Genomic DNA, 20541 nt, shown 5'->3' with positions numbered 1-20541 from the left:
AAAACTCCGCCCTCGCCCGGGAATCGGCACCTCTCTTCCTGCAAACGGATACCTTATGTCCTGAAACCGGATACCCATCGCCCCGTATCGGGGCACCCATCTTGCCAGAAGACACTGTTTTTGCAGGATTAGTGACCTGGTAAAGACTCTAAAGTGAAAAAAGAATATGAAACAGGGACCGCTTTGTTCTCTCTTTTTGATAAAATCCAGAAAGATCAGCGATCAGAGGGCCAGGAATGATTCCCTTCTGGCCCATGATGTGCCATAGTTCGGGCAATATCAGCATAAACTGCGAACATACAGGCAAAGAATGGCACAGAAACCAGTGCTTCCGGGCAAGACTGATCTCCCCCCCTATTTCAACATCGACCCTGCCCAGGCTGCGGCAAGGCTGGCCGATCCCATCGATACCGCGCGCTTTGCCAAGGCCGCGGCTTTCGCCAGCCGGGGCCGCGATGATCTGGCGAAACGGGGCTATGCGCCGGATGGCAAAAAACGGCTGCGCCGGTTTTCGACCTGGGAAGTCTGCCGCTATCTGATCCCGGTCAATTCCGCCCATCTGCGGCGCGTCCTGCGGCTGAACCCGGAACTGCCGCAGGGCGAAGGGGAGGGTGGTTCCAAATGGTTCACGCTCGAAGAGGTGCTGGCGCTGCGCGACCATTTCGCAGCTGAGGGCGCGCGGGGTCGTGAATACCGCGCCTGGCGCCCCGAGGGCCTGCCCGCCAAAGTCGTCGCCATTGCGAATTTCAAGGGCGGCGTCGGCAAGACCTCCACCGCCGCGCATCTGGCCATGTCTGCCGCGCTCGATGGCTATAAGGTTCTGGTGATCGACCTGGACAGCCAGGGCTCGATGACCTCGATCATGGGCGGCAAGGTCGAGGATGAATGGAAAACGGTCTTCCCTCTGCTTGCCCGTGACTATGCGCTGCGGCTGCAGGAGGAAAACGAGGTGCGTGTTGCCAATGGGGACGCGCCGTTTACCTTTGATGAAACCCTGACCGAGGCACTGAAGGTTTCGCCGCGAAACCTTGTGCAAAAGACCCATTGGCCGAATATCGATCTGATTGGCGCGCAGCTGAACCTGTACTGGGCCGAATTCCAGGTGCCGGTCTGGCGGATGCAGCTCAGATCCTGGCAACTTTGGGACGCGCTGTCGAACGCGCTCACGGAAGGCGGGTTGCTGGATGAGTATGATCTCGTGCTGCTCGATACCCCGCCGGCACTTGGCTATCTGACGATCAACGCGCTGGCGGCGGCGGATATTCTCCTGGTGCCGCTTGGGGCGTCCTTCCTCGAATTCGATTCGACGGGGCGGTTCTTTGACATGATCTATTCCACCTTCGCCTCGATCGAAGAGGGTGAGAACAGGGCGCGACGTGGCTCTGGCCTGCCCGAGATGCGGTTCGAATGGGATGCCGTCCGGGCGCTGATCACCCGGTTCGATGCGGCGCAACAGACCGATCTGGCCAATGTCGTTCAGGCCTGGTTTGGCGATTTCATGACCACCTACCGGCAGGAGGTGACGGCGATGGTCGGCCAGGCAGGCGAGCAGGTTTCGGGCATCTATGAAACCGATTACCGCGACTATAACCGCGACACCTGGGTGCGCGGGCGTGAGACGTTCGACCGTACCTGGGCTGAGGTGAAAGAGCTGATCCTCGGCACCTGGTGGCGCGATCAGCAGCTGGCCAAAGCGGCAGAGGAGGGCTGAGACAATGGCAAAACGCAGGACGCTGGTGCCGCCTTCGGCCGAAGACATCAACCGCGTCGAGGAAGAGTTTCGTCGCGAAACCTCGCTGCCGCGCCCGAGTGCCGCCCCGATTGCGACGGTTGCGGCCGAGGCGGCGGCGGCGCTCGATCCACGACCAGCGGCAGAGCGGATTGAGGTCGCGCGTGATCGTCAGGATGCCAGCGCCTGGCGCGAGGCGCAGGGGCAGGGGCTGGTGATGCTCGACCTTGCGACCGACGGGATCGAGGCCGATGCCCTGGTGCGCGACCGCAGTTCGATCGGGGCGGAGGAGATGGAGGAGCTGAAGCTTTCCATCGCGAAGAACGGGCTGCGCCTGCCGGTCGAGGTTTTCGCGCTGCCTTCAGGGGGCTATGGGCTCTTGTCCGGCTATCGGCGGCTGATGGCGGTCCGGGCGCTCCGGGCGCTGAGCGGCGACGCCCGTTACGACCGCATCCGCGCGGTGCTGCGCGACCCTGAAACCCTGGGCGGCCCGATTGCCGCCATGGTCGAAGAGAATGAGGTCCGCGCCGGTCTCAGCCAGTTCGAGCGGGGTCGTATCGCGGTGCTCGCCGCGCAGCAGGGCGCTTTCCCAAATGTCGAGGCGGCGGTTGAGGCGCTGTTCCCGGTGGCATCGAAGGGGAAACGGTCAAAGATCCGTTCCTTCGCGCTGATCTTCGAAGAGCTTGGCGACATGCTTTCCTTCCCCGAACAGTTGCGTGAGAAAGACGGGCTGCGGCTCGCCACGGCGCTGCGCGAGGGCGCGGAGGGTACCTTGCGCGAGGCACTGGCGCAGAGCACGCCGGCCAATGCCGAGGAAGAGGCGACGCTGCTGGATCAGGCCCTGGCCGGTCTTGCGCCCAAGGTGGCAGATCCGAAACGTGGCGGACGGCCAAAGAGGGATGTGCTGGCGCCGGTGCTGTCGCCATCTGGCTTCCGGCTTGAGGCCCAGGAAGATGCAAAAGGCTGGTCAATCCGGCTTGGAGGCCGCGCGGCCACGCGTGAGATTGTCGAACGGGTGATGCGTGAGATGGCGCGGGCGCTTGGGTGATAATTAACATATTGATAATCAATGGAATCATCTGGAAGGGCAGGGGCCTGACCAGGTGATTCCAAGCTGCGGCAATCTCCAATGCCTCACCGCGTTCCCGGGCACGGTAAGTTCACAAAGGCCAAAACCACTTCTCCGGTAATCGAGCGCTGCACAGCCCCAGATGAAAGTGCCGCGCATGTGGCGATTACTCGTCGGACTGGTGGACTGTGACAACTGAGGTTGCTGATTGTTATCGCTTAGCGACTGAATTGGTGCGGGGCATATGGCCAGTGTCGCGCAATGACAGAGACTATCCGGCTCAGGCTGCGGCTGACTTACAAGGGGACCGATCCCTTTGCGCCAAATGCCATATCCTCTTTGTCCTCATACGGGCATACAGACATGGGGCAACAGTGATCAGTCTCCGGAACTTCCGGCGTGGTTCATGGCCGCAACGTGTCAAAGTCATATTGACCGGTCTCCTGCGCTCCCCTACACTCATAATCAACCGGCCAGCATTGCCCGGTACTGCGGGCTTGTGATCGCATTTGATCGCCCGTCATTTCCCCCCGGAAAGGTTTGCTCCGAATGACAAGCGACCAGCCGATTCATATAGGCGTTCTCTTTTCCGAAACAGGACGCACCTCGGTAACCGAGCGCAGCATGCTTGCGGCGACGGAATTTGCCATAGAAGAAATAAATGCCAGCGGCGGTATTAATGGCCGCGAGCTGTGCCCCGTCATTCGCGACCCAATGGGAGATCCATCGGCCTATCAGCAGCTGGCTGCCGGACTTGTGTCAGAAGATAAGGTTCGGGTCATTCTGGGCTGCTACACATCAAGCCAGCGCAAAGCGGTTCTGAGCGTGGTGGACAGGGAATCGGCGCTTTTATGCTATGCCGCGCAATATGAGGGTTTTGAGTATTCTGAGAACATCGTGTATTTCGGGGCCGTTCCGAACCAGAACAGCGTTTTTCTGGCCGAGTATCTTCTGAAAGATCCGGCGCCCCGGCTTTACATCGTTGGTTCTGATTACGTATGGCCGCGTGAATCCGGGCGGATCATGGGGGATCTGATCCGATCCGGAGGCGGCGAGATCGTCGGTGAAACCTATCTTGGCGACATGGCCACGCCCATTCACTATGACGCGCTTGTCAGAAAGATCAGGAAAGCCGGTCCTGATATAATCTTCAATAACTTTGTTGGTGAGGCAAACCGCAACTTCTATGAGGCCTATATCGGAAATGGCCTTGATGCCAGGCGGATGATGGTGGCCAGCCTGACAACGAGTGAGGCGGATATACGGGATATCGGAGCATCGGCAGTGGCGGGCCATATCACCGCCGCAAGCTATTTCGCATCACAGTCAAATCTCACCAACCAGTCCTGCCTTGCGCGTTTCAGGACGCGGCATCAGGAGGAGCCCTACGCCAATATGTGCTGGGACGCGGCCTATACCCAGGCGCATGTGGTGGCCCAGGCCATGCGGGGCGGCGATCCGGACAGTCTCAGTTCGATCCGGTCAGGGATCCTTGGCGCCTCGTTTGACGCGCCGCAGGGGCTGGTCAGCATCGATGCCCTGAACGCGCATTGCTATGTCTGGCCCAAGGTCGGGGTGGCACGCGATGATGGCCAGTTCGATATCGTTGCCGAGACAGACTGTGCAGTCCGCCCGGACCCCTATCGCACGACCTATGAATTTGCCGATGACGCGGGTGTATCGCCCGATACGGCGCCGCCCTCAACACCTTTGCCCCGGATCTCCGGCCTGAGGCAATGAACCGGCCTGCCCTTGGGTGACAAGTGATCTTGTACGATCGTATTCAGTGAACGTTCTTCGGGGAAGAGGATCTGAAATGCGGCCTGGACGAAGCGAGCCTTTTGCCAGCGAAAAAGTGCAGCCCTTTCTGATCAGGGATCTCAGATCCCTGAGCTTCCTGCTTGTTCAGCCTCAGGACAGTGATGGCCTCGCGCTGAAATCGCATCTGGAGAGAATAGGCTGTCAGGTCCAGGAGATATGGCCGCCGCCGCAGAAATATCCCACTGATATTGATATCATTTTCGTAATGGTCGACCGTGTCACCGAGAGCGGTCAGACCTTTCACTGGCAGGCCGACACCCCCTCTGCCGTTCTCATCGCCGTCATTGACTACGAGAACCCGCTTTCCATTGACCGGCTGCTGCATATGCGCGTCAACGCCGTGATTGGGTTGCCGATACGGCCCTTTGGAATTCTCACAAACCTGCTGGCTGCGGTGAACAATCACCGGCGGGAACAGCGCATCCGTCTCAACCTTGAACGGGCGCAGGCAAAGCTGGAATCCTGCCGGGTGGTCGAGCGCGCGAAACTGGCGGTCATGCTGGCCGAAGGTTACCCGGAAAAGGTGGCTTACGCGGTCTTGCGGGAAATTGCGATGAAGCGGCGGACCACCGTCGAAGCCATTTCCAGCGAGGTTCTCATCCGCCTCGGCTGGAGCGACAGCGGCGCCGCAACGAGGCTCTCTGACAAGCCGGACTGGCAGGCGCTTTGCCTGGCCGGTGAGGCTGCGCGTGATGCAGGTCTCAGCGACAAATCTGCCTGATTCGTTTTTTCCCCGTGAGCTGCCGGCGCGCGATGCGACGGCTGACCCATGCCGGAAATACGCACCCGTATAATTCGCGAAGCCGGGTTGGTTTTTGCAGTGCAGCAAGATTTGGCAGAAATCACCTCTTTGTTTTTCCTGTATTTATCATAATTAATTCTGCCACTGCATCCTGATGAAAAATCACTTGGAGATACATATATTCATCGCGTAGTGTTGTGAAACGCATTCAACAAAGAATGCCAGATCACCAGATGCCGGATGCGGCGGGTGACAAACTTCCTCTCAGAATAAAACCCAGATGCAGCCATTCGCATTGCGATTCCGCATATCGCGGACCGTATTGCGGGGCTCAAATCAAAGGAATTGCATGATGAGCATGGACGGAGCGGGCCCGGGCCCGGCACCGCAACGGGCGCGCACGCGCCTTGCAATTGATGTTGGCGGAACATTTACGGATGTATTTGTTCTGGATGAGAATGGCAATCAGACGGTTGCGAAGGTTCCCAGTACAAAGAACCCGATTGACGCAATTATGAATGGTGCCGAGGCTGCCAATATCGACTGGGCGGATGTCGAGCTTTTCACCCATGGCACCACGGTGGCCACCAACGCGCTGATCACCCGCAATTTCAAGCCGGTGGCCATGGTCACGACCGAAGGTTTCCGGGATGTGCTGGAAATCGGGCGTGGCACGCGGGAAGACCCCTGGGATGCGTATAAAGAGGGGACCCCGCCTTATGTGCGCCGCCGTGACCGGTTTGCGGTGAAAGAGCGGATCAATTTCCGCGGTGAGGTTCTGGAGCCTCTGGATGAGGATCGCGCCCGCGAAATTGCGCGGATCCTGAAAAAGCGCGAGGTTCATGCGGTCGCAGTCTGTTTCATCAATGCCTATGTGAATGGCGCGCATGAATTGCGCATGGCGGAGATCCTTGCCGAAGTTCTGGGGCCGGATATTGCGATTTCGACCTCGCATGAAACCCATCCCGAGATCTTTGAGGATGACCGGTTCTCGACCACGGTCGCCAATACCATTCTAGCCCCGATCATCCGCCCCTATGCCCGCGACATTGATCGCCGCACCACCGAGGCTGGCTATGAGGCCGATGTGCTGCTGCTTCATTCCGGCGGCGGTGTAATGACGCCGGCCACTGCCGAGAAATATGCCGCGCGGCTTGCGGCCTCGGGCATTGCCGCCGGCGCCATCGCCAGCAAATATTTCGCGGAGCTTTGCGGCTATCAGAACTCCATCGGGCTCGATATGGGCGGCACTTCGGCGGATATCTCGCTGGCCGAGGCGGGCAATATCCGTATGACCGACAAATGGGAGGTCGACTGGGGCCATCCGATCTGCTTCCCCTCGATCGAGGTTCTGACCATCGGCGCGGGCGGCGGCTCGATCTCCTGGCTCGACAAGGCGGGGTCTTTGCGCAACGGGCCGCAATCGGCGGGATCGGTGCCGGGGCCTGCCTGCTATGCGGCGGGCGGCACCGAGCCGACCAATACCGATGCCAATATCATCCTTGGCCGGGTCGGGACCACGCTGGCGGGGGGCAAGAAATCCCTCAACCGTGATGCGGCGCTGACGGCGATGCACAAGATCGCCGACCCGCTGAAGCTGGATCTGGTCGAGGCCTCGCTTGCCACTTTGCGCGTCGCCAATGCCAATATGGCCGATGCGGTGCGGCTGATCTCGATTGCCCGGGGCCATGACCCGCGCGACTTTGCGCTGGTGGCTTTCGGCGGCGCAGGCCCGCTGCATGGTGTTGATATTGCACGCGAGCTCAACATCCCCGTGGTCATCGTGCCGCCCAATCCCGGCGTGACTTCGGCGGTGGGCTGTATGCTGGTCGATGTTCAGCATGACGTCACCCAGATGTATTTCGAGGATGCCGCCAGCGCGAAGCCCGCAGATGTCGAGGCCGGCTTCCGCAAGCTGGAGCTGGAAGGCCGTGACCGTCTGGAACGGGATGGCGTGAAGGCGGGGGATATGACCTTCCAGCGCTTTATCGATATGCGTTACCGCGGCCAGTGGCGTTCGCTTGCGGTGCCGGTGCCGGGGGAAATCACCTCGGTTGAGGAGCCGCTGGCGATCTTCCACAGCGAATATGAAAAGGCCCACAACTTCCGCCGTGAGGATTTCCCGGTCGAGATCTACCGCCTGACGGTGCGCGCCATCGGCGTCACGCCGAAGCCGTCTTTCCCGAAGATCACCATCGATCCCAATGCGAAAGCGGTTCCCAAAGGCACCCGCGAGGCCTGGTTCCATGATCATCCGACCGCGCTGACCACCGCGCTTTACGACCGCGAAACCCTGCCGGCCGGCGTCACCATCAAAGGCCCCGCCGTCATCGACCAGCTCGATTCGACCACCGTCATCCCGCCCGGTGACGAGGCCTATATCGACGAATGGCTCAACATCCAGATCCGGCTCGGCGCAGCATAAGCGCGCCCCCCAACATCAGGAGGATCCCGGCATGACCGGCAAAAAACAATCTCTCAGCCTTTCCGACAAGGGCATCCAGTTCCCGCCGCCCCCCGAGCAGCGGATGACCGAGTTCAAATCGCAGCTTGATCCGATCACCTTCGAGGTGCTGCGCAACGCCTTCGTCAATATCGTTGACCAGATGGCCGAGCAGCTTTTGCGCACCTGCTATTCCTTCGTGATCTATTGCCGCGATTTCTCATCCGGCCTCAGCGATCCCGAGGGCAATCTGGTGATGCAGGGCACCGGCGATATCGCGGCCCATGTCGGCACGCTGCATTACACCTGTAAGGCGGTGATCGAGGATTTTGAGGGCGATATCCATCCCGGCGACGTCTTCATCATCAATGATCCGTTCCGCGGCGGCAGCCATTTCAACGATACCCGCATCCTGCGCCCGATGTTTTATGAGGGTGAGCTGATCGGCTGGTCCCAGGCCAATGGTCACTGGGCTGATATGGGGGGCGCGACGCCGGGATCGTTCAACATCACCGCGCTTGACCATATGGGCGAGGGGCTGCGCATCACGCCGACCCGCGTCTGGAGCAAGGGTGTCTGGCTGGAAGACGTGGCGAAGATGATCGCCAACAACACCCGCAACCCGGGCGATGTGATCGGCGATATGCAGGCCCAGGCCGAGGCCACCGCCGTGGCCGAACGCGAAATCCTGCGGCTTTGCGGCAAGTATGGTGTCGAAACCATCAAGATCGCCTTCCGCGAAGTGCAGGACTGGGTCGAGGTGCTGATGCGCCAGCGTCTGGCCGAACTGCCCGACGGCACCTGGTATGCCGAGGATTATATCGATCAGGATCCCAAGCTCGAAGAAGGGCTGATCCCGATCAAGATCAAGTTCACCATCGAAGGCAATCACGCCCATTACGACCTTTCCGGTTCGCATCCGCAGATCTCGACCTTCCTCAACGCGGCTTATGGCGGGTCTTTCGCGGGGATCGTCGCGGGCACGAAATACCAGTTCCCGGATCTGCCGCTGAATTCGGGCCTCTACCGCGCGGTCACCGTCAATGTGGGCGAGCCGGGCACGGTGGTGAATGCCAACTGGCCCAGCCCCTGCGCCGGATTCTGTTCCGGCCCGTTCGAGAAACTGATGAATTCGGTCTTCGGGCTCTGGGCCGATATCATGCCCGAACGCACCATGGGCTGCGCCTTTAACCTGGAATATCTGCTGGTTGGCGGGCGTGACACGAGGCTCGAGGGCAAGCCCTATTTCATGTGGTATGACTGGATGGCTGGTGGCTGGGGCGGCCGGAACGGGCGCGATGGCTTTAACGCCACCGCACCTGTCTTTGGCGCGCAATATGGTATCCAGCCGCTTGAGGGCCAGGAGCGGCTCGCCCCCGTTCTGACCAAGTGCCATGATTTCGTGCAGGATTCCGCCGGACCCGGCGAATCCCGCGGCGGGCTTGGCGCCGAAAAAGGTGGCTCGGTCTTTGAGGGCGAACGCATCGTTGTCTCCTATTGCTGCGACCGCGAGCGCTCGGTCACCTGGGGGATGTGGGGTGGTCTGCCCTCGATCCCGCATGGCGTCTGGCTGAACAAGGGGACAGAACGCGAGCGCTATCTCGGCTCGATCTTCTCGAACCTGCCGATCGAGCTTGATGACGTCTTCACCCGCCCTTCGGCCGGGGGAGGCGGGGTGGGCGACCCCCTGCTGCGCGATCCGGCCCTGGTCTGCGAGGATGTGGCTGACGAATATGTCAGCGTGCGGCGGGCGCAGATCGACTATGGCGTGGTCATCCGCGTCGTCGATGCCGATCTCGCGCAATATGAGGTCGACGAGGCTGCAACAAAGGCGGAACGCGCCCGGATCGCCGCCGAACGCCCCGGCTGGCTCGACACGGATCCCGCCGAAGTCGCGGCACGCTATCGCGCGGGCGAGTTCAACGAGATGGATTGCGTCCGGCAATATGGCGTCATCCTTGACTGGGGCAATGGCGAGCTTCTCGCCAATACAACCACCCAGTTCCGCGAAATGATGAAGCGCCGCGTCCTGCCCTATTGGGGCAAAACGCTCGCGGTGCTGAGCGAGGAGGCCGGCGAACGGCTGAAAGCCGCCGCCTGAAAAGCATCACTGTCCAGGGCGGCGGGATCATCCGCCGCCCTGTTTCTGCACTGATCTGCCAGACAAGACCAAATTCAGACGGATACCGGTTTTCCACTGCAGCCTCAGGGGATTTCGCCAGCCTGCCCGTCCTGAGTGACCAGGGGCGAAACCTGGTCAGGGCAGCCCGCGAATGACTTGTGGCACATGGCCTGACGATCCGCCAGGCGCCGCCTCTTCTCTGCTTACAGCCGGTTTTCCGATTTCAGAGAAACCCCATGAGGAGCTGGAATTCATGAGCACTGCCAGAACATATCCTGCCCCCGACATCATTTACCATGACGAGCCCGAGGTGCTGCGCGAGGCCGCAGCGGAAGATTTCTCGCTGCATATCGTGCCGCCCAGCTGGCGAAGTTCGCGCTTTTCGCTCTCGATGGCCTGGTTCGGGCTGATGAGCGCGATGTTCTGGGTCGTTGTCGGCAGTATGGTCGCCCTGACGGTCGGCACCATCAACACTCTGATCGGGATCGCACTTTCGACCATCGTCTACGGCATCCTTTGCGGCATTGCCGCGCGCTTCGCCGCCCGCAGCGGCACCAGCGTCGCGCTGTTTTCCCGCGCGGTGTTCGGCCAGGTCGGCGCCACCTTCGCCGCGCTGCTCTTTGGGGTCACGATCACCTATTATGCCATCGCCGAAGGCTCGATCGTGGCTATCGCGCTGCAGGATTACTTTGGCGGCCCGATCAGCCTCTGGTATTTCATCGTCTGTCTCTACAGCGCGCCCCTCGTGATGCGTGGTGTCAGGACCTGGCTTGACCGGATCAATGGCATTCTGCTGCCGCTTTATGTGTTCGGGCTGGTCGCCTGTGTGATCTGGGCGACCGCGAAACATGGATATTCCGGGGCCTGGCTGACCCAGATGCCTGTTGGCGGTGTCGATGTCGGCGTCCCTGGCTGGTGGTTTGCCTTCACGGTCTATATGGGCGTCTGGGTCGTGGTGATGATGACCTGGGATGTCGCCCGCTTTGGCCGCAAGGAAGACGCGCCTTTCAACGGACGCATCACCTTTGGCATTCCCTTCTATGTGGTCACGCTGCTGATCAATGGCGCGGTCGGCATGTTCATCACCTTCACCATTCCGATTGAAGGCGCGCTGAGCGAGACCTCGGCGATCATCGGCATTGTCGCGCTGATGGGGCCTTTCGGAGTGTTGCTGGTCTGGGCCAGTCAGACCCGGATTAACACCATCAATTTCTACCTGTCGTCGACCAATATGCAGAACTTCTTCGCAAGGGCCTTCAAGATATCCTGGCCGCGGACGGTCTGGGTCGGGATCATGACGGTGGTTATCTTTCTGGTGATGCTGACCGATGTCTTTGGCTATCTGCTGCTGACGCTGCAATTCCAGGGCGTGATCATCGTGGCCTGGGTGGGGGTTGCCATGACGCATATCGCCTGGTGCAGCCTGCGCGGCATCAGGGCGGATCAGCTGGAATTCCGGCCGGGCCGGGTGCCTCTGGTCAATCCGGGCGGTCTAGGGGCCTGGGTCATTGCCTCGGCCACTGGTTGCCTGATGATGGTCTTTGGCGGCAGTTTCGGCGGGGTCTGGGCGCCTCCGGTCACGCTGGGCATCGCGGTGGTGATCTATGCCGCCTCGCTGATGGTGGCGCAACGCAACTGGTTTGTCGAGGAACGGCCCGGTGATCCCCGCAAGGAAGTCGATGATCCCTGGCAGGCACGCATCCGCTGCCACCATTGCCATCAGGCCTATATCGCGCATGAGATGGACCGCGACCCTTCCGCCGGCCATGAGCCGATCTGCCTGGCCTGTGCCTCGGATCGCAGCGAATTTCTGGTTGCGGCCCGTGCCGAGGCGCGCACCAGCAGCGGAAATCTGAGCATGGAGGAACTGGTCAGACAGTAAACAAGGCGCATCCCGAGAACTGGGCCGCATCTGATGCGGCCCTTTTTTGTGACGCCGGGCCATCCCCATATGCGGGAGCGCGCTGTGACGGGCGTCGCGGTTCTGCCGGTTGGCTCTGGAAAGGCGTCACTGCGGAATTTCCGGGGGCTGATGCCAGGTATGGGCAGAGCCCGTAAGGGGGATGCCCGGGAAAACACAAGCGGCCCGAAAGCCTTAAGCTTCGGGCCGCGTCACTCATACAGAACTGAACTCCTGCACTGGTTACTTACATCCCGGGCAGGATGGCGATGTCACGGACATTCGCGCCATCGATGCGGCCTGCCTCAGTGGTGGCGCCGGTTTCCAGGTTGACCGAATGGAAGCCCCCCTCGACGACCAGCCAGGCCGCATTGCCACCCTTGCCATCCGAGGCGATGTCGAACCCTGCCTCGGCCGGCTTCACGCCGATCTCGCCCACCGGGTTCAGTGTGCCGTCATTTGGCGGATCCTGAAGCACCAGCCAGCCGGCAGCCCCGTCTATATTGAAGAGCTGGGTTTTCTCGGCGCCCTTGTAGGAATTGGTATAGGCCCCGGCGATGATGTTCGGTGCGGTGCCATCGGCGTAAGCGTGGCTGCCATCGGTCACCACTTCGCCGGTCTCGACCGTCACGCGCAGGCTGGTGCCATCGCTGCCCATCACCCGCAATTTATCGGCAACCGGGTTGAAATCGACGGTGGCCGCGACGCCATCTGCCAGCCTGGTGGCCAGCGTGCTGACCTTTGTCGCCACGCCGGTTTTAGGGTCAATGGTGGCGAGGGTGCCATCGGCAAAGACCCCGTACAGCATGCCATCCGCCGGGCGTATATCAATGCCGAGCAGGCGTCCCTCGACGCCGGTCACAGTTACGCCGCCGGTGCGGGTCCAGCTTTCGGTGTCGAGCCAGTGCAACTCGTTTTCACCCGAAAGGCCGACAACTGTGGCAGCCATGGCCGGCGCGGCGAGGGCAGAGAGCAAGAGGCCCGCAGTGACCGATTTGATCGCATTCATCGGAAAGTTCCTTCTTTGGTTGGGGTTTGCCGGTCATCCCGGCGATAACGGGCCATGTCCGTGCGGGAGGGAGAGACCGCGCGAAACATGGCCCGGTCTGTGCCGGAGGGATCAGCCCTTCGGCAGCAGAACCTTGTCGATGACGTGGATCACGCCATTGGACTGGATCACGTCGGCGATGGTGACATTGGCTACGCCGCCGGTTTCATCGGTCAGGGTAACCATGCCGTCTTTGGCTTCGGCGGTGATTTTGCAGCCTCCGAGCGTCTCGATCACATGCTTGCCGCCATCATCGGCCACCATCTTCTGCACATCGGCTGCCAGCGCTTTGGCACCGACGACATGGCAGGTCAGCACCTTGACCAGCATCTCTTTGTTCTCGGGTTTCAGCAGGGTCTCGACGGTTCCCGCAGGCAGTGCCTCGAAAGCGGCATTGGTGGGGGCGAAGACGGTGAAGGGCCCTTTGCCCTGCAGCGTCTCGCCAAGGCCGGCTGCCGTCACAGCGGCGACCAGCGTGGTGTGATCCGCCGAGTTCATGGCGTTCTCGACGATGTTTTTATCGGCGAACATCGCAGCGCCGCCGACTTTCGGATTGTCCTGGGCCAGTGCCGCCCCGGCTGTTGCCAGTGCGAAGCATCCGGCGATGACTGCTTTGGTAAGGGTCTTCATCTGACTTCCTCCCGGAAATGTCGATCCCGTTGATCGGGGGACACAGGAAGTCACGGATGCGGGTTGCAGAAAGTTTCAGACCGGTGCGATTTTTTTATAAAGCCTTAGGGCCGCGCCGAAATCCGTCACGCTCAGACCACCGGAATCAGATGTCGAGAAGGTCGCCCACAGCGAGAACAGGCCCTGTCGGCTGCCCGGTGGGAGAGCCGCCGGGCGGCTCCAGGCTGATTGCCATATGCGCGGCCGTGGTCATCAGGGCGCGGATCTGGTCGGTGGTCCCGACCCTGGTCGACACACCCGCCGGGATCACGCCAAGCGAGACGGGCGCTTCGGCGCCGCGCGCGATCCAGAGCTGGAAATCGCGCCCCTCGACCGGATCGCCGGTCATATGGGCCAGGCTGACGCTGCCCGTGGCCGCATCATAAAGCACCAGATAGGTCACGCTGCTGCCCTCGGCGGTCAGAGACGCGGCAAGCCGGTCGGTTGCCGTCGGGGGGGACAGGGCCGGCAGGGTCACCGCGGCAAGAAAAGCCACGGTCGCCGCCCCCGCGAGCCCGCGCCAGAGCGCAAGACTTGACCAGATCCCGCGCCGGGCCGGCAGGTTTCCGAAAAGCCGCAGATCCAGGGCGCGTTTCACGGCTGGCGGCAGGTCGGCCGGGACGAACCCCTCGGCCATCGGAGACAGTCGCTCCTCCCATTCGGCGACAAGCCGGGCAAATCCGGTATCGGTTTCGACCCGGCGGGCAAGCTCTGCCTGCAGCGCAACGGGCAGGCCACCCAGCACGAATTCGGCGGCCAGCAGCTCGTCGCCGCCTTCGGTGAAATCCTTGTCCATATCGGTGTCGCTCATCTCTGCAGACACTCCTTCAGCCGCATAAGGCTGCGTCTCAGCCAGGTTCGCATCGTGTTCAGCGGCACATCATGGCGGGCGGCCAGATCGGCATAGCTGTCGCCCTCCAGATAGGCCGACCGCACGGCATCGGCGCGCCCGGCCTCCAGCTCATCCAGACAGTCGTCAAGCTGCCGCCGCGCTCCTGCGGCAACGACGCGGGCCTCAGGCCCCGGTGCCGGATCACGGATCTCCAGCGCCACATCATCGATCGCAGAGGCCGCTTCCCGCCTTGCGCGCAGCCGGTCGATGGCCTGATGCCGGGCAACCGCAATCAGCCAGGACATCGGGCTTTGCCCGGTCACCGCAAACCTGTCCGCTCTGAGCCAGATCTTGATGAACACGTCCTGCACCGCCTCCTCGGCTTCTGCCCTGTCTTTCAAGACACGAAGGCAGGTGCCAAAAAGTTTCGCGGAGGTTGAGCTGTAGAGCATATTGAACGCAACCCGGTCCCGAAGGGCCACCCTGAGGATCAGAGCAGAGATGTGGTCACGGGTAGGGTCAGATGTCATCTTGCCTCCGGCCGGTTCGCCCGATCATGCGCCGGGGCGGGCCCCCGTACAAGGGACCAGGAGGCTGATAGGGACGCAAATTGCTTTTTGCCGCCGTTCGGGAGTGCACCGGGGCAGGGGGGTGATGGCACGGCTCCGGCGGCAGGGCCGGTATCATGTCACGGCTTCGCCTGGTGGCAACATATCCTAAAGGACTATATTGCAATCAATATTGACCATAAAGAACTATAGATATATCATATAGTATGTAATCAGAGAGGTGCTGCATAGTGAAGTATAAACTTGCCATAATCGGGTGCATGTTTGTTTCCGGATGCGTATCCAGTATGCCTGCTGAAAAGGACGCTGACCTGATCAGGATCTCTGTTGAAGCGCCTGCCAGGACTTCGTTCGAGCGTCTCGTGACTGCGGCCCAGCCGCTTGCAACGCAGGCTTGTGCGAAAGAGCAGAAGCAAGCTCAATGGGTTGTGGCGAAGGAAGTCTCGCCGACCAGAACCTCGCTCGCCTTTGCCTGCTGGTAAGCAAGAGATTATCCGGCAGATGTGGCGGCTGTGACAACAGTCTGAGACCCCGCCTGACTGTCGCGGCTAAGGAAACCGAAAGCCCTGCCGACATCTGTGCGGCAGGGCTTTTTTTGGTGAGCTTTTCCCGGTGCCGCCTCCGACACGCCCTATGGAAGGGGGAGCGCCTGGCGCAGGGCGTTCAGCGGGATCTCTGGTAATAGTCGTTGTTCTGATACGCCGCCTGTACACCCAGCGTCAGGGCCGTATGCAGCAGCGGGGGTTTCAGCGTTACATCGCAGGCCATCATCCGCTCGCAGGTGAAGTCATGGGACCGGATTTCGCTTGAGACCAGCACCAGAGGCAGCCTGGGTGTCGCCCGGCGTACCTGCATACAGAAATCAATCGTGCTCTCGGTGTCGCCAAGGTAATCGGAATCGACCAGCAGAAAATCAAGCTTCGGCGCATATTCCCGCAGCCAGTCGAGTGTCATGCCGTTCTCGGAAACCACCATGACCACCGCCCGCATCCGGTCCGACCAGTCGCTGAGATCGCGTGAGAGGGCGCCCATCTGCCCGCACATCAGGATCAGACCCTTGGGGCAGAGCGGTGCGTCGATCAGCGATGAGGTTTTCAGACTGTAAGCCACATTTGTTTCGGTCTCCGCAGCCGGAGGAACGCGCATAATCATCGCGCTCTCTGCGGGGCGAATGCTTGCCTGATGGCTTTTGGTCAGTCTCAGCACGGGTCTCTCCTTATGGACATAATCCGGCTCTTTTGAGTCTTTTGTGTCGAAAGTATGTATCCTTTGGCCATCTGTCTTTTTTGTGGCGGGTTCTTTTCGGATTGCGTCAAGAATGTGGCGTCGTGGCGTGCAGCCAAAACGGCGGGCCGCCTGCGAGGGCTGCGCAGGCAGTCAAACGGATCGTTCTGGCTGGACGGCTCCAGGCGTTACCGGGCGAGAGCTGCGCCACAGGAATAGCTGTCGAGAATGAGATCCGCCTGCGCGACCCCTATTCCCAGCAGATCAAGCAGGCTCTGCAGGAATTCGTCGATGCCGAGCAATGCGAGAAACTCTCCAAGGCTGTTCACAAGAGCGCCGAGAATACCGAGCAGCAGAGAAAGAGTAAGGTTGACCAGCCCGAGCAGAGGACACAACAGGAAGCCAAGCGGCCCGCCGCACTTGTTCACCTGGTCCTGCAGATCCTTTCTGACGCTCTCAAGGAAGCTGGCAGTATCCCTGAGCAGGCCGGAAAGCGTCAGCGGATTTCTGACGGGAACCGGTTTGCCAAGCTCGCTCAGCCGGATTGCCACCTGCTGCGTTCCGCCGCCGAGGCTGACCCTCTCCATATCCTTCGGGTCTACGCCAGCCCGGCTGTCCAGGAGGCCCACACGCAGGGCCAGTTCCGCAGGCGCAGTCTGGACCGAGAACACTGCCAGCTGGTCCGACGGCGCCTGAGCGCTGCAATTCAGACTGACCGGCACTGCCGTTGCCGTGGCAGCCGCAACATTCAGCGAGACCGTCAGGAGACCGGTTCCGCCGAAATCGAGCACATTTGCCAGGACCCGCGCGTCCACCTGCGCCACCGAAGCCTTTGGCGGCGGTGTGTCACCGACATAGCCAACGGCGATCACCGGCGGGCGGATCAGGCCAAGCGAGACCGAGATATTGACCAGTTTCCCAAGATTGACCGGCAGCTCGACACTCAGCCGCTGTTTCGGGTCTGCGGCCAGCCCGGCCATTGCCATCACAAGGTCAAAGACATTCAGTTTGATATCAGGAAGGATGTCACCAGCGTTCAGGCCCAGCAGGCCCGGAGACGCCCCTACGATCTGCCCGAGGGTCAAAGGCCCGGTCCCGACCTGGGTTGGATTAATGTCGATCTTCGCAAGCCCGCCGAGCGTCACCAGATGGTTCAGCAGGGCCAGGCGCCCGACCTGGAGATTGAGAACATCGTTGAAGCTGAACACATCAAGCCCGACCTCGGTTCCGGCAATCAGGCCGAGCAGGTTGTTCAGGCTGACTTTTGTGGTGGCGAGGCCCATATAGCCAAGCACTTCGGTATTCAGCCCGAGGCCCAATGGCCCCAGCACCCGCCCGAGGATTGCGCGGTCCGTGTGCAAAGACAGGAGCCGGTTGCGCAATGTGAAAGCAACGACCCCGCGCTGCACCCCGATCGCCGCGCGTCTGATGACGATATTCTCGTCGCTTAAGATCGGTGACAACAGAAACGGGCGGAACCGTGAGGGCACAACAACCTGAACCGCGCTGGCAAATTCCGGCCGCGCCTGATTTGGCGCCCGCGTAAAGACGCCGCTGACCGGATCATAACGTCCGATGCGGATATCGGAATCGGCAAGGGTGATCTGCCCGAATTTGTCATTGCGCAAAACAACCTCCCGCGCGGCCTGGCGGGTTGCCACCGGATCCGGGAGATAGCGCGACGCACTGAGTGCGGCGAGGTCAGCCTGAGACTGGGTAAACCTTTTCTGCGCGTTCAGAAGCGAAACATCGGTCGCAGCCCCACCGATGAGCATCAGGAGAGGCATCAGAAGGACAAAAAGAATCGAAATTGCGCCGGAGGCGTCTTTGAGAAACCGTTTCAGCGTAGTCATCGCGTAAACCAAGAAATCTACGCCCCCGAATGAGTACTAGTCTTAAGGTTGCAGAATGCAACCTTAAGTTTGCATGTTCCTGGAAAAAGCTGCGTTTGCGGCTTTGCAATCGGCTGACCAGCCTGGGGTCAGGTCATGTCCCCGCCCTGGCCACATCTCCGAAAAACTCATCGGCGAGGCTTTTGAGCTGGCCGAAGCTGAGAGGCTTCTCAAGCGCATAATTGGCGCCTGCCTCCTCCAGATCGCGGCATTCCGACCCAAGTGTCGAGGCGGTGATGCCAATGATCGGCATGGTCTTTTCGGTCTGCCGTATTTCGCGCACCAGCTCGCTTCCGATCAGGCCGGGCAGCAACTGGTCGACGACCACCATGTCATATTTGTTTTCGCGGAACAGCTTCAGCCCGGCATCACCGCTTTCCGCCCAGTCAACCTGCCTGAACAGCTTGCGCAATCTGGTTACGGTGATTTCGCCGACCAGCTTGTTGTCCTCGACCAGAAGGACGCTGCGATCCTCGTAGAGCGGAGTGATGTCGTTCATCGATATTACCTTTTGCTCCGGCTGTACCAATTGGCGCGCTATCCGGGCCGGATGTGTCAGAACAAACCGGCTGCCATTGCCGTCATCGTTAAGGGTCAGATCTCCGCCCATCAGGCGGATCGCTTTACGGGCAGTATAAAGCCCGAGACCGGGCCGTTCGTCAGGATTGTCCGCACTGGATTCAAAGGGCTCGAAAATCGTCTCACGCCGGTCGGGTTCAACCCCGATACCGTCGTCCGCAACCTGCCAGGTGACAATGCGCTCGTCTTCGGTCCCCCTGGTCACGAAGGCGTCGATCATTACTTCCCGGCCGCGGGAGTGGATGATCGCATTATGGGCCAGTTTTGACAATGCGATGAAGACCCGGTTGTGATCGCTTTGCAAAAGGGTGTCGCTGTCCTTCCCGGCGGTGAAGGTCAGATTGATCCCATTGCTGACCGCAACCGTTGAGAAGATGTCGAGAACCTGCTGCGCCATCTCACGGATGGTAAAGCCGGTATTGGCGATATGGCCGGCGCCGGTACCACTGCCCGCCCGAAGATCATCAAGAATTGCGATGATCCGGTCCAGGGTTCTTTCGTAACCCGCCCCGATATCCTCCCAGTCGGTGCCGGATTTGAGCTCTTCGCCCAGCATGGAGAGGATGGCGATCGGGGTGCGCAATTCATGCGAGGCGATGGAGAGCAGGCGCTCTTCGCGCAGGATCGCCTCCCCGAGCAGCTGTTCGTAACGGGCAAGCCGGTCGGAGAGATCTTTCTCGCGCTCCTGGCTGACCAGTGCAAGCCAGGCTTCGGGAGGAGATTTGCTCAGCACATGTGCCTCGAATGTCATGAGCCGGGGCGTGGTGTTCTTCTCGGGATCTTTGCCGCCACGGGTCAGCTGGATCCTGACGGGTGGGGCCGGTCGCTTGCTGTCGCTGCGCAGCAACTGGACCAGGTCGATCAGGCCCGAGAAATCCGAACCCGAAAAGGCCTCGTCGAACCGGACCAGTTCCCCATAGCCAAGGCTTTCGCCGCTGCCACCTGCAAAGCGCAGCGTGCGGTCGTCAAGATTGACGCGGACGATCCATGACTGGGCCGCCTTGTGGAACTGCCGGGTGACAGCCACCGGAGGCAGGCCTGCATTGCCCACGGGATCGTTGCCCCCGGCAGTTGGCTGGCCGATGCTGAAAAGAACCGCGATCAGCAGGACCAGGAACACGGATTGCAGAACCGGGCCTCCAACCGTTTGCGAGGCGTTGAAAGCCAGGGTTGCCGCCGTCAGAAGGATGCCGGCCCAGAGCAAGAGGGCGGGGCGGCGGAACAGGACCACACTTGCCAGCGTTGCGGTGAGAAGCACCGTCCCGACCCCTCCGACCTGACCGTAAGGTGCGAGTTCGGGCAGCGCCATGACAAAGGCAAGCGCGGCAAGGGCGCTCAGAAAAGCCAGCACCACCATGAGTGGCGCCGGGCGGGTGTCGGAATCGGTTTCGCGCAGAACCTCCATCCCCTGCAGGGCCAGTGCTGCGGCCGTCAGCGCGTAAAGCGCGTCAACAAAGGCCCCCGACACCGAGGCGAGCCTTGGAAGCTCGCCGGCGATGAGCGGGCGCAAGGATGTAGCCAGCAGGAAGCAGCAGGCCAGAACCAGCGCTGTCGCTGTCAGATGCACCGGGTTGCGAAGCGCAAGGCTGAAACTGCTGAGGCGGCTTGGTATCAGCGGCCAGGTGGATCGGCTGATCAGAACCGCCCCGATGCCGGAAACCCAGAAGAATATGGCGGTGAGTGTATCGGCGGTGGAATAGGCCGATGCGTTGGCGAAACCGAGCCATGGCACAAGCGGCATTCCTGGCAAAAGGACCAGGCCGATAAAGGATGCAAGGATCGTCGGGACCCCGATCACCCGACCATGTCCCGCGAAAAGCCCGGCCAGAACAAAATGCACGATGGTTGACCAGACCATGACGCTGGTCAGCAACAGATCCGGGACCGCAAGCATGGGGCGCC

The 20541-nt window shown here is 60.9% G+C and carries 14 protein-coding genes; 7 read left to right on the top strand and 7 right to left on the bottom strand.

The genetic code is table 11. The features are described 5' to 3' along the window. Positions 1–310: 310 nt before the first annotated feature. The 7 genes from M3484_RS11320 (at position 311) to M3484_RS11290 (ending at position 11808) form a co-directional block, all read left to right on the top strand. Positions 311–1711, top strand: a complete 1401-nt coding sequence (locus M3484_RS11320; RefSeq protein ID WP_249496941.1) for an AAA family ATPase — start codon at positions 311–313, stop codon at positions 1709–1711. A gap of 4 nt (positions 1712–1715) precedes the next feature. Continuing rightward, positions 1716–2777 carry a ParB N-terminal domain-containing protein gene (locus M3484_RS11315; RefSeq protein ID WP_249496940.1) on the top strand — a complete coding sequence of 354 codons (1062 nt, stop codon included), beginning with the start codon at positions 1716–1718 and terminating at the stop codon, positions 2775–2777. A gap of 570 nt (positions 2778–3347) precedes the next feature. After that, positions 3348–4538 carry a transporter substrate-binding domain-containing protein gene (locus M3484_RS11310; RefSeq protein WP_283258397.1) on the top strand — a complete coding sequence of 397 codons (1191 nt, stop codon included), beginning with the start codon at positions 3348–3350 and terminating at the stop codon, positions 4536–4538. Positions 4539–4614: 76 nt separating this feature from the next. Beyond that, positions 4615–5340 (top strand): ANTAR domain-containing response regulator, encoded by a 726-nt coding sequence (locus tag M3484_RS11305; protein WP_249496938.1) that lies wholly within the window; start codon positions 4615–4617, stop codon positions 5338–5340. Between the two features lie 373 nt (positions 5341–5713). Further along, on the top strand, positions 5714–7786 hold the full coding sequence (locus M3484_RS11300) for a hydantoinase/oxoprolinase family protein (RefSeq protein ID WP_249496937.1): 2073 nt from the start codon (positions 5714–5716) through the stop codon (positions 7784–7786). 31 nt (positions 7787–7817) lie between these two features. Continuing rightward, complete coding sequence (locus M3484_RS11295; protein WP_249496936.1) at positions 7818–9905, top strand: hydantoinase B/oxoprolinase family protein; 2088 nt, start codon at positions 7818–7820, stop codon at positions 9903–9905. Positions 9906–10179: 274 nt separating this feature from the next. Next, entirely contained in the window at positions 10180–11808 is a 1629-nt protein-coding gene (locus M3484_RS11290; protein WP_249496935.1) for a purine-cytosine permease family protein, read from the top strand. 265 nt (positions 11809–12073) lie between these two features. Here M3484_RS11290 and M3484_RS11285 read toward each other — a convergent pair whose 3' ends face one another. The 7 genes from M3484_RS11285 to M3484_RS11255 all read right to left on the bottom strand — a co-directional run bounded on the left by M3484_RS11285 (position 12074) and on the right by M3484_RS11255 (position 20533). Beyond that, a complete protein-coding gene (locus M3484_RS11285) occupies positions 12074–12835 on the bottom strand; it encodes a DUF4394 domain-containing protein (RefSeq protein WP_249496934.1) in 762 nt (253 codons plus the stop codon). Positions 12836–12946: 111 nt separating this feature from the next. Further along, complete coding sequence (locus M3484_RS11280; protein ID WP_092902964.1) at positions 12947–13504, bottom strand: fasciclin domain-containing protein; 558 nt, start codon at positions 13502–13504, stop codon at positions 12947–12949. 145 nt (positions 13505–13649) lie between these two features. After that, positions 13650–14354, bottom strand: a complete 705-nt coding sequence (locus M3484_RS11275; RefSeq protein ID WP_249496933.1) for an anti-sigma factor — start codon at positions 14352–14354, stop codon at positions 13650–13652. Then, positions 14351–14905: a sigma-70 family RNA polymerase sigma factor gene (locus M3484_RS11270; protein ID WP_249496932.1), complete on the bottom strand. Its 555-nt coding sequence runs from the start codon at positions 14903–14905 to the stop codon at positions 14351–14353. Before M3484_RS11270 ends, M3484_RS11275 begins: the two co-directional genes overlap by 4 nt. A 702-nt stretch (positions 14906–15607) precedes the next feature. Next, complete coding sequence (locus M3484_RS11265) at positions 15608–16150, bottom strand: hypothetical protein (protein ID WP_092902972.1); 543 nt, start codon at positions 16148–16150, stop codon at positions 15608–15610. A gap of 206 nt (positions 16151–16356) precedes the next feature. Continuing rightward, positions 16357–18021 (bottom strand): pilus assembly protein TadG-related protein, encoded by a 1665-nt coding sequence (locus M3484_RS11260; protein WP_249496931.1) that lies wholly within the window; start codon positions 18019–18021, stop codon positions 16357–16359. Positions 18022–18154: 133 nt separating this feature from the next. Beyond that, positions 18155–20533, bottom strand: coding sequence for a response regulator (locus M3484_RS11255; RefSeq protein ID WP_249496930.1), 2379 nt, complete (start codon positions 20531–20533; stop codon positions 18155–18157). Positions 20534–20541: the final 8 nt, after the last annotated feature.

It is taken from the genome of Pseudomonas sp. GX19020 (genome assembly GCF_023371075.1).
In the GTDB taxonomy this organism is placed as follows: Bacteria; Pseudomonadota; Alphaproteobacteria; order Rhodobacterales; family Rhodobacteraceae; genus Pseudogemmobacter.
The sequence above is the reverse complement of the archived record's forward strand: the minus strand, read 5'-3'. Positions and strand labels throughout refer to the sequence as shown.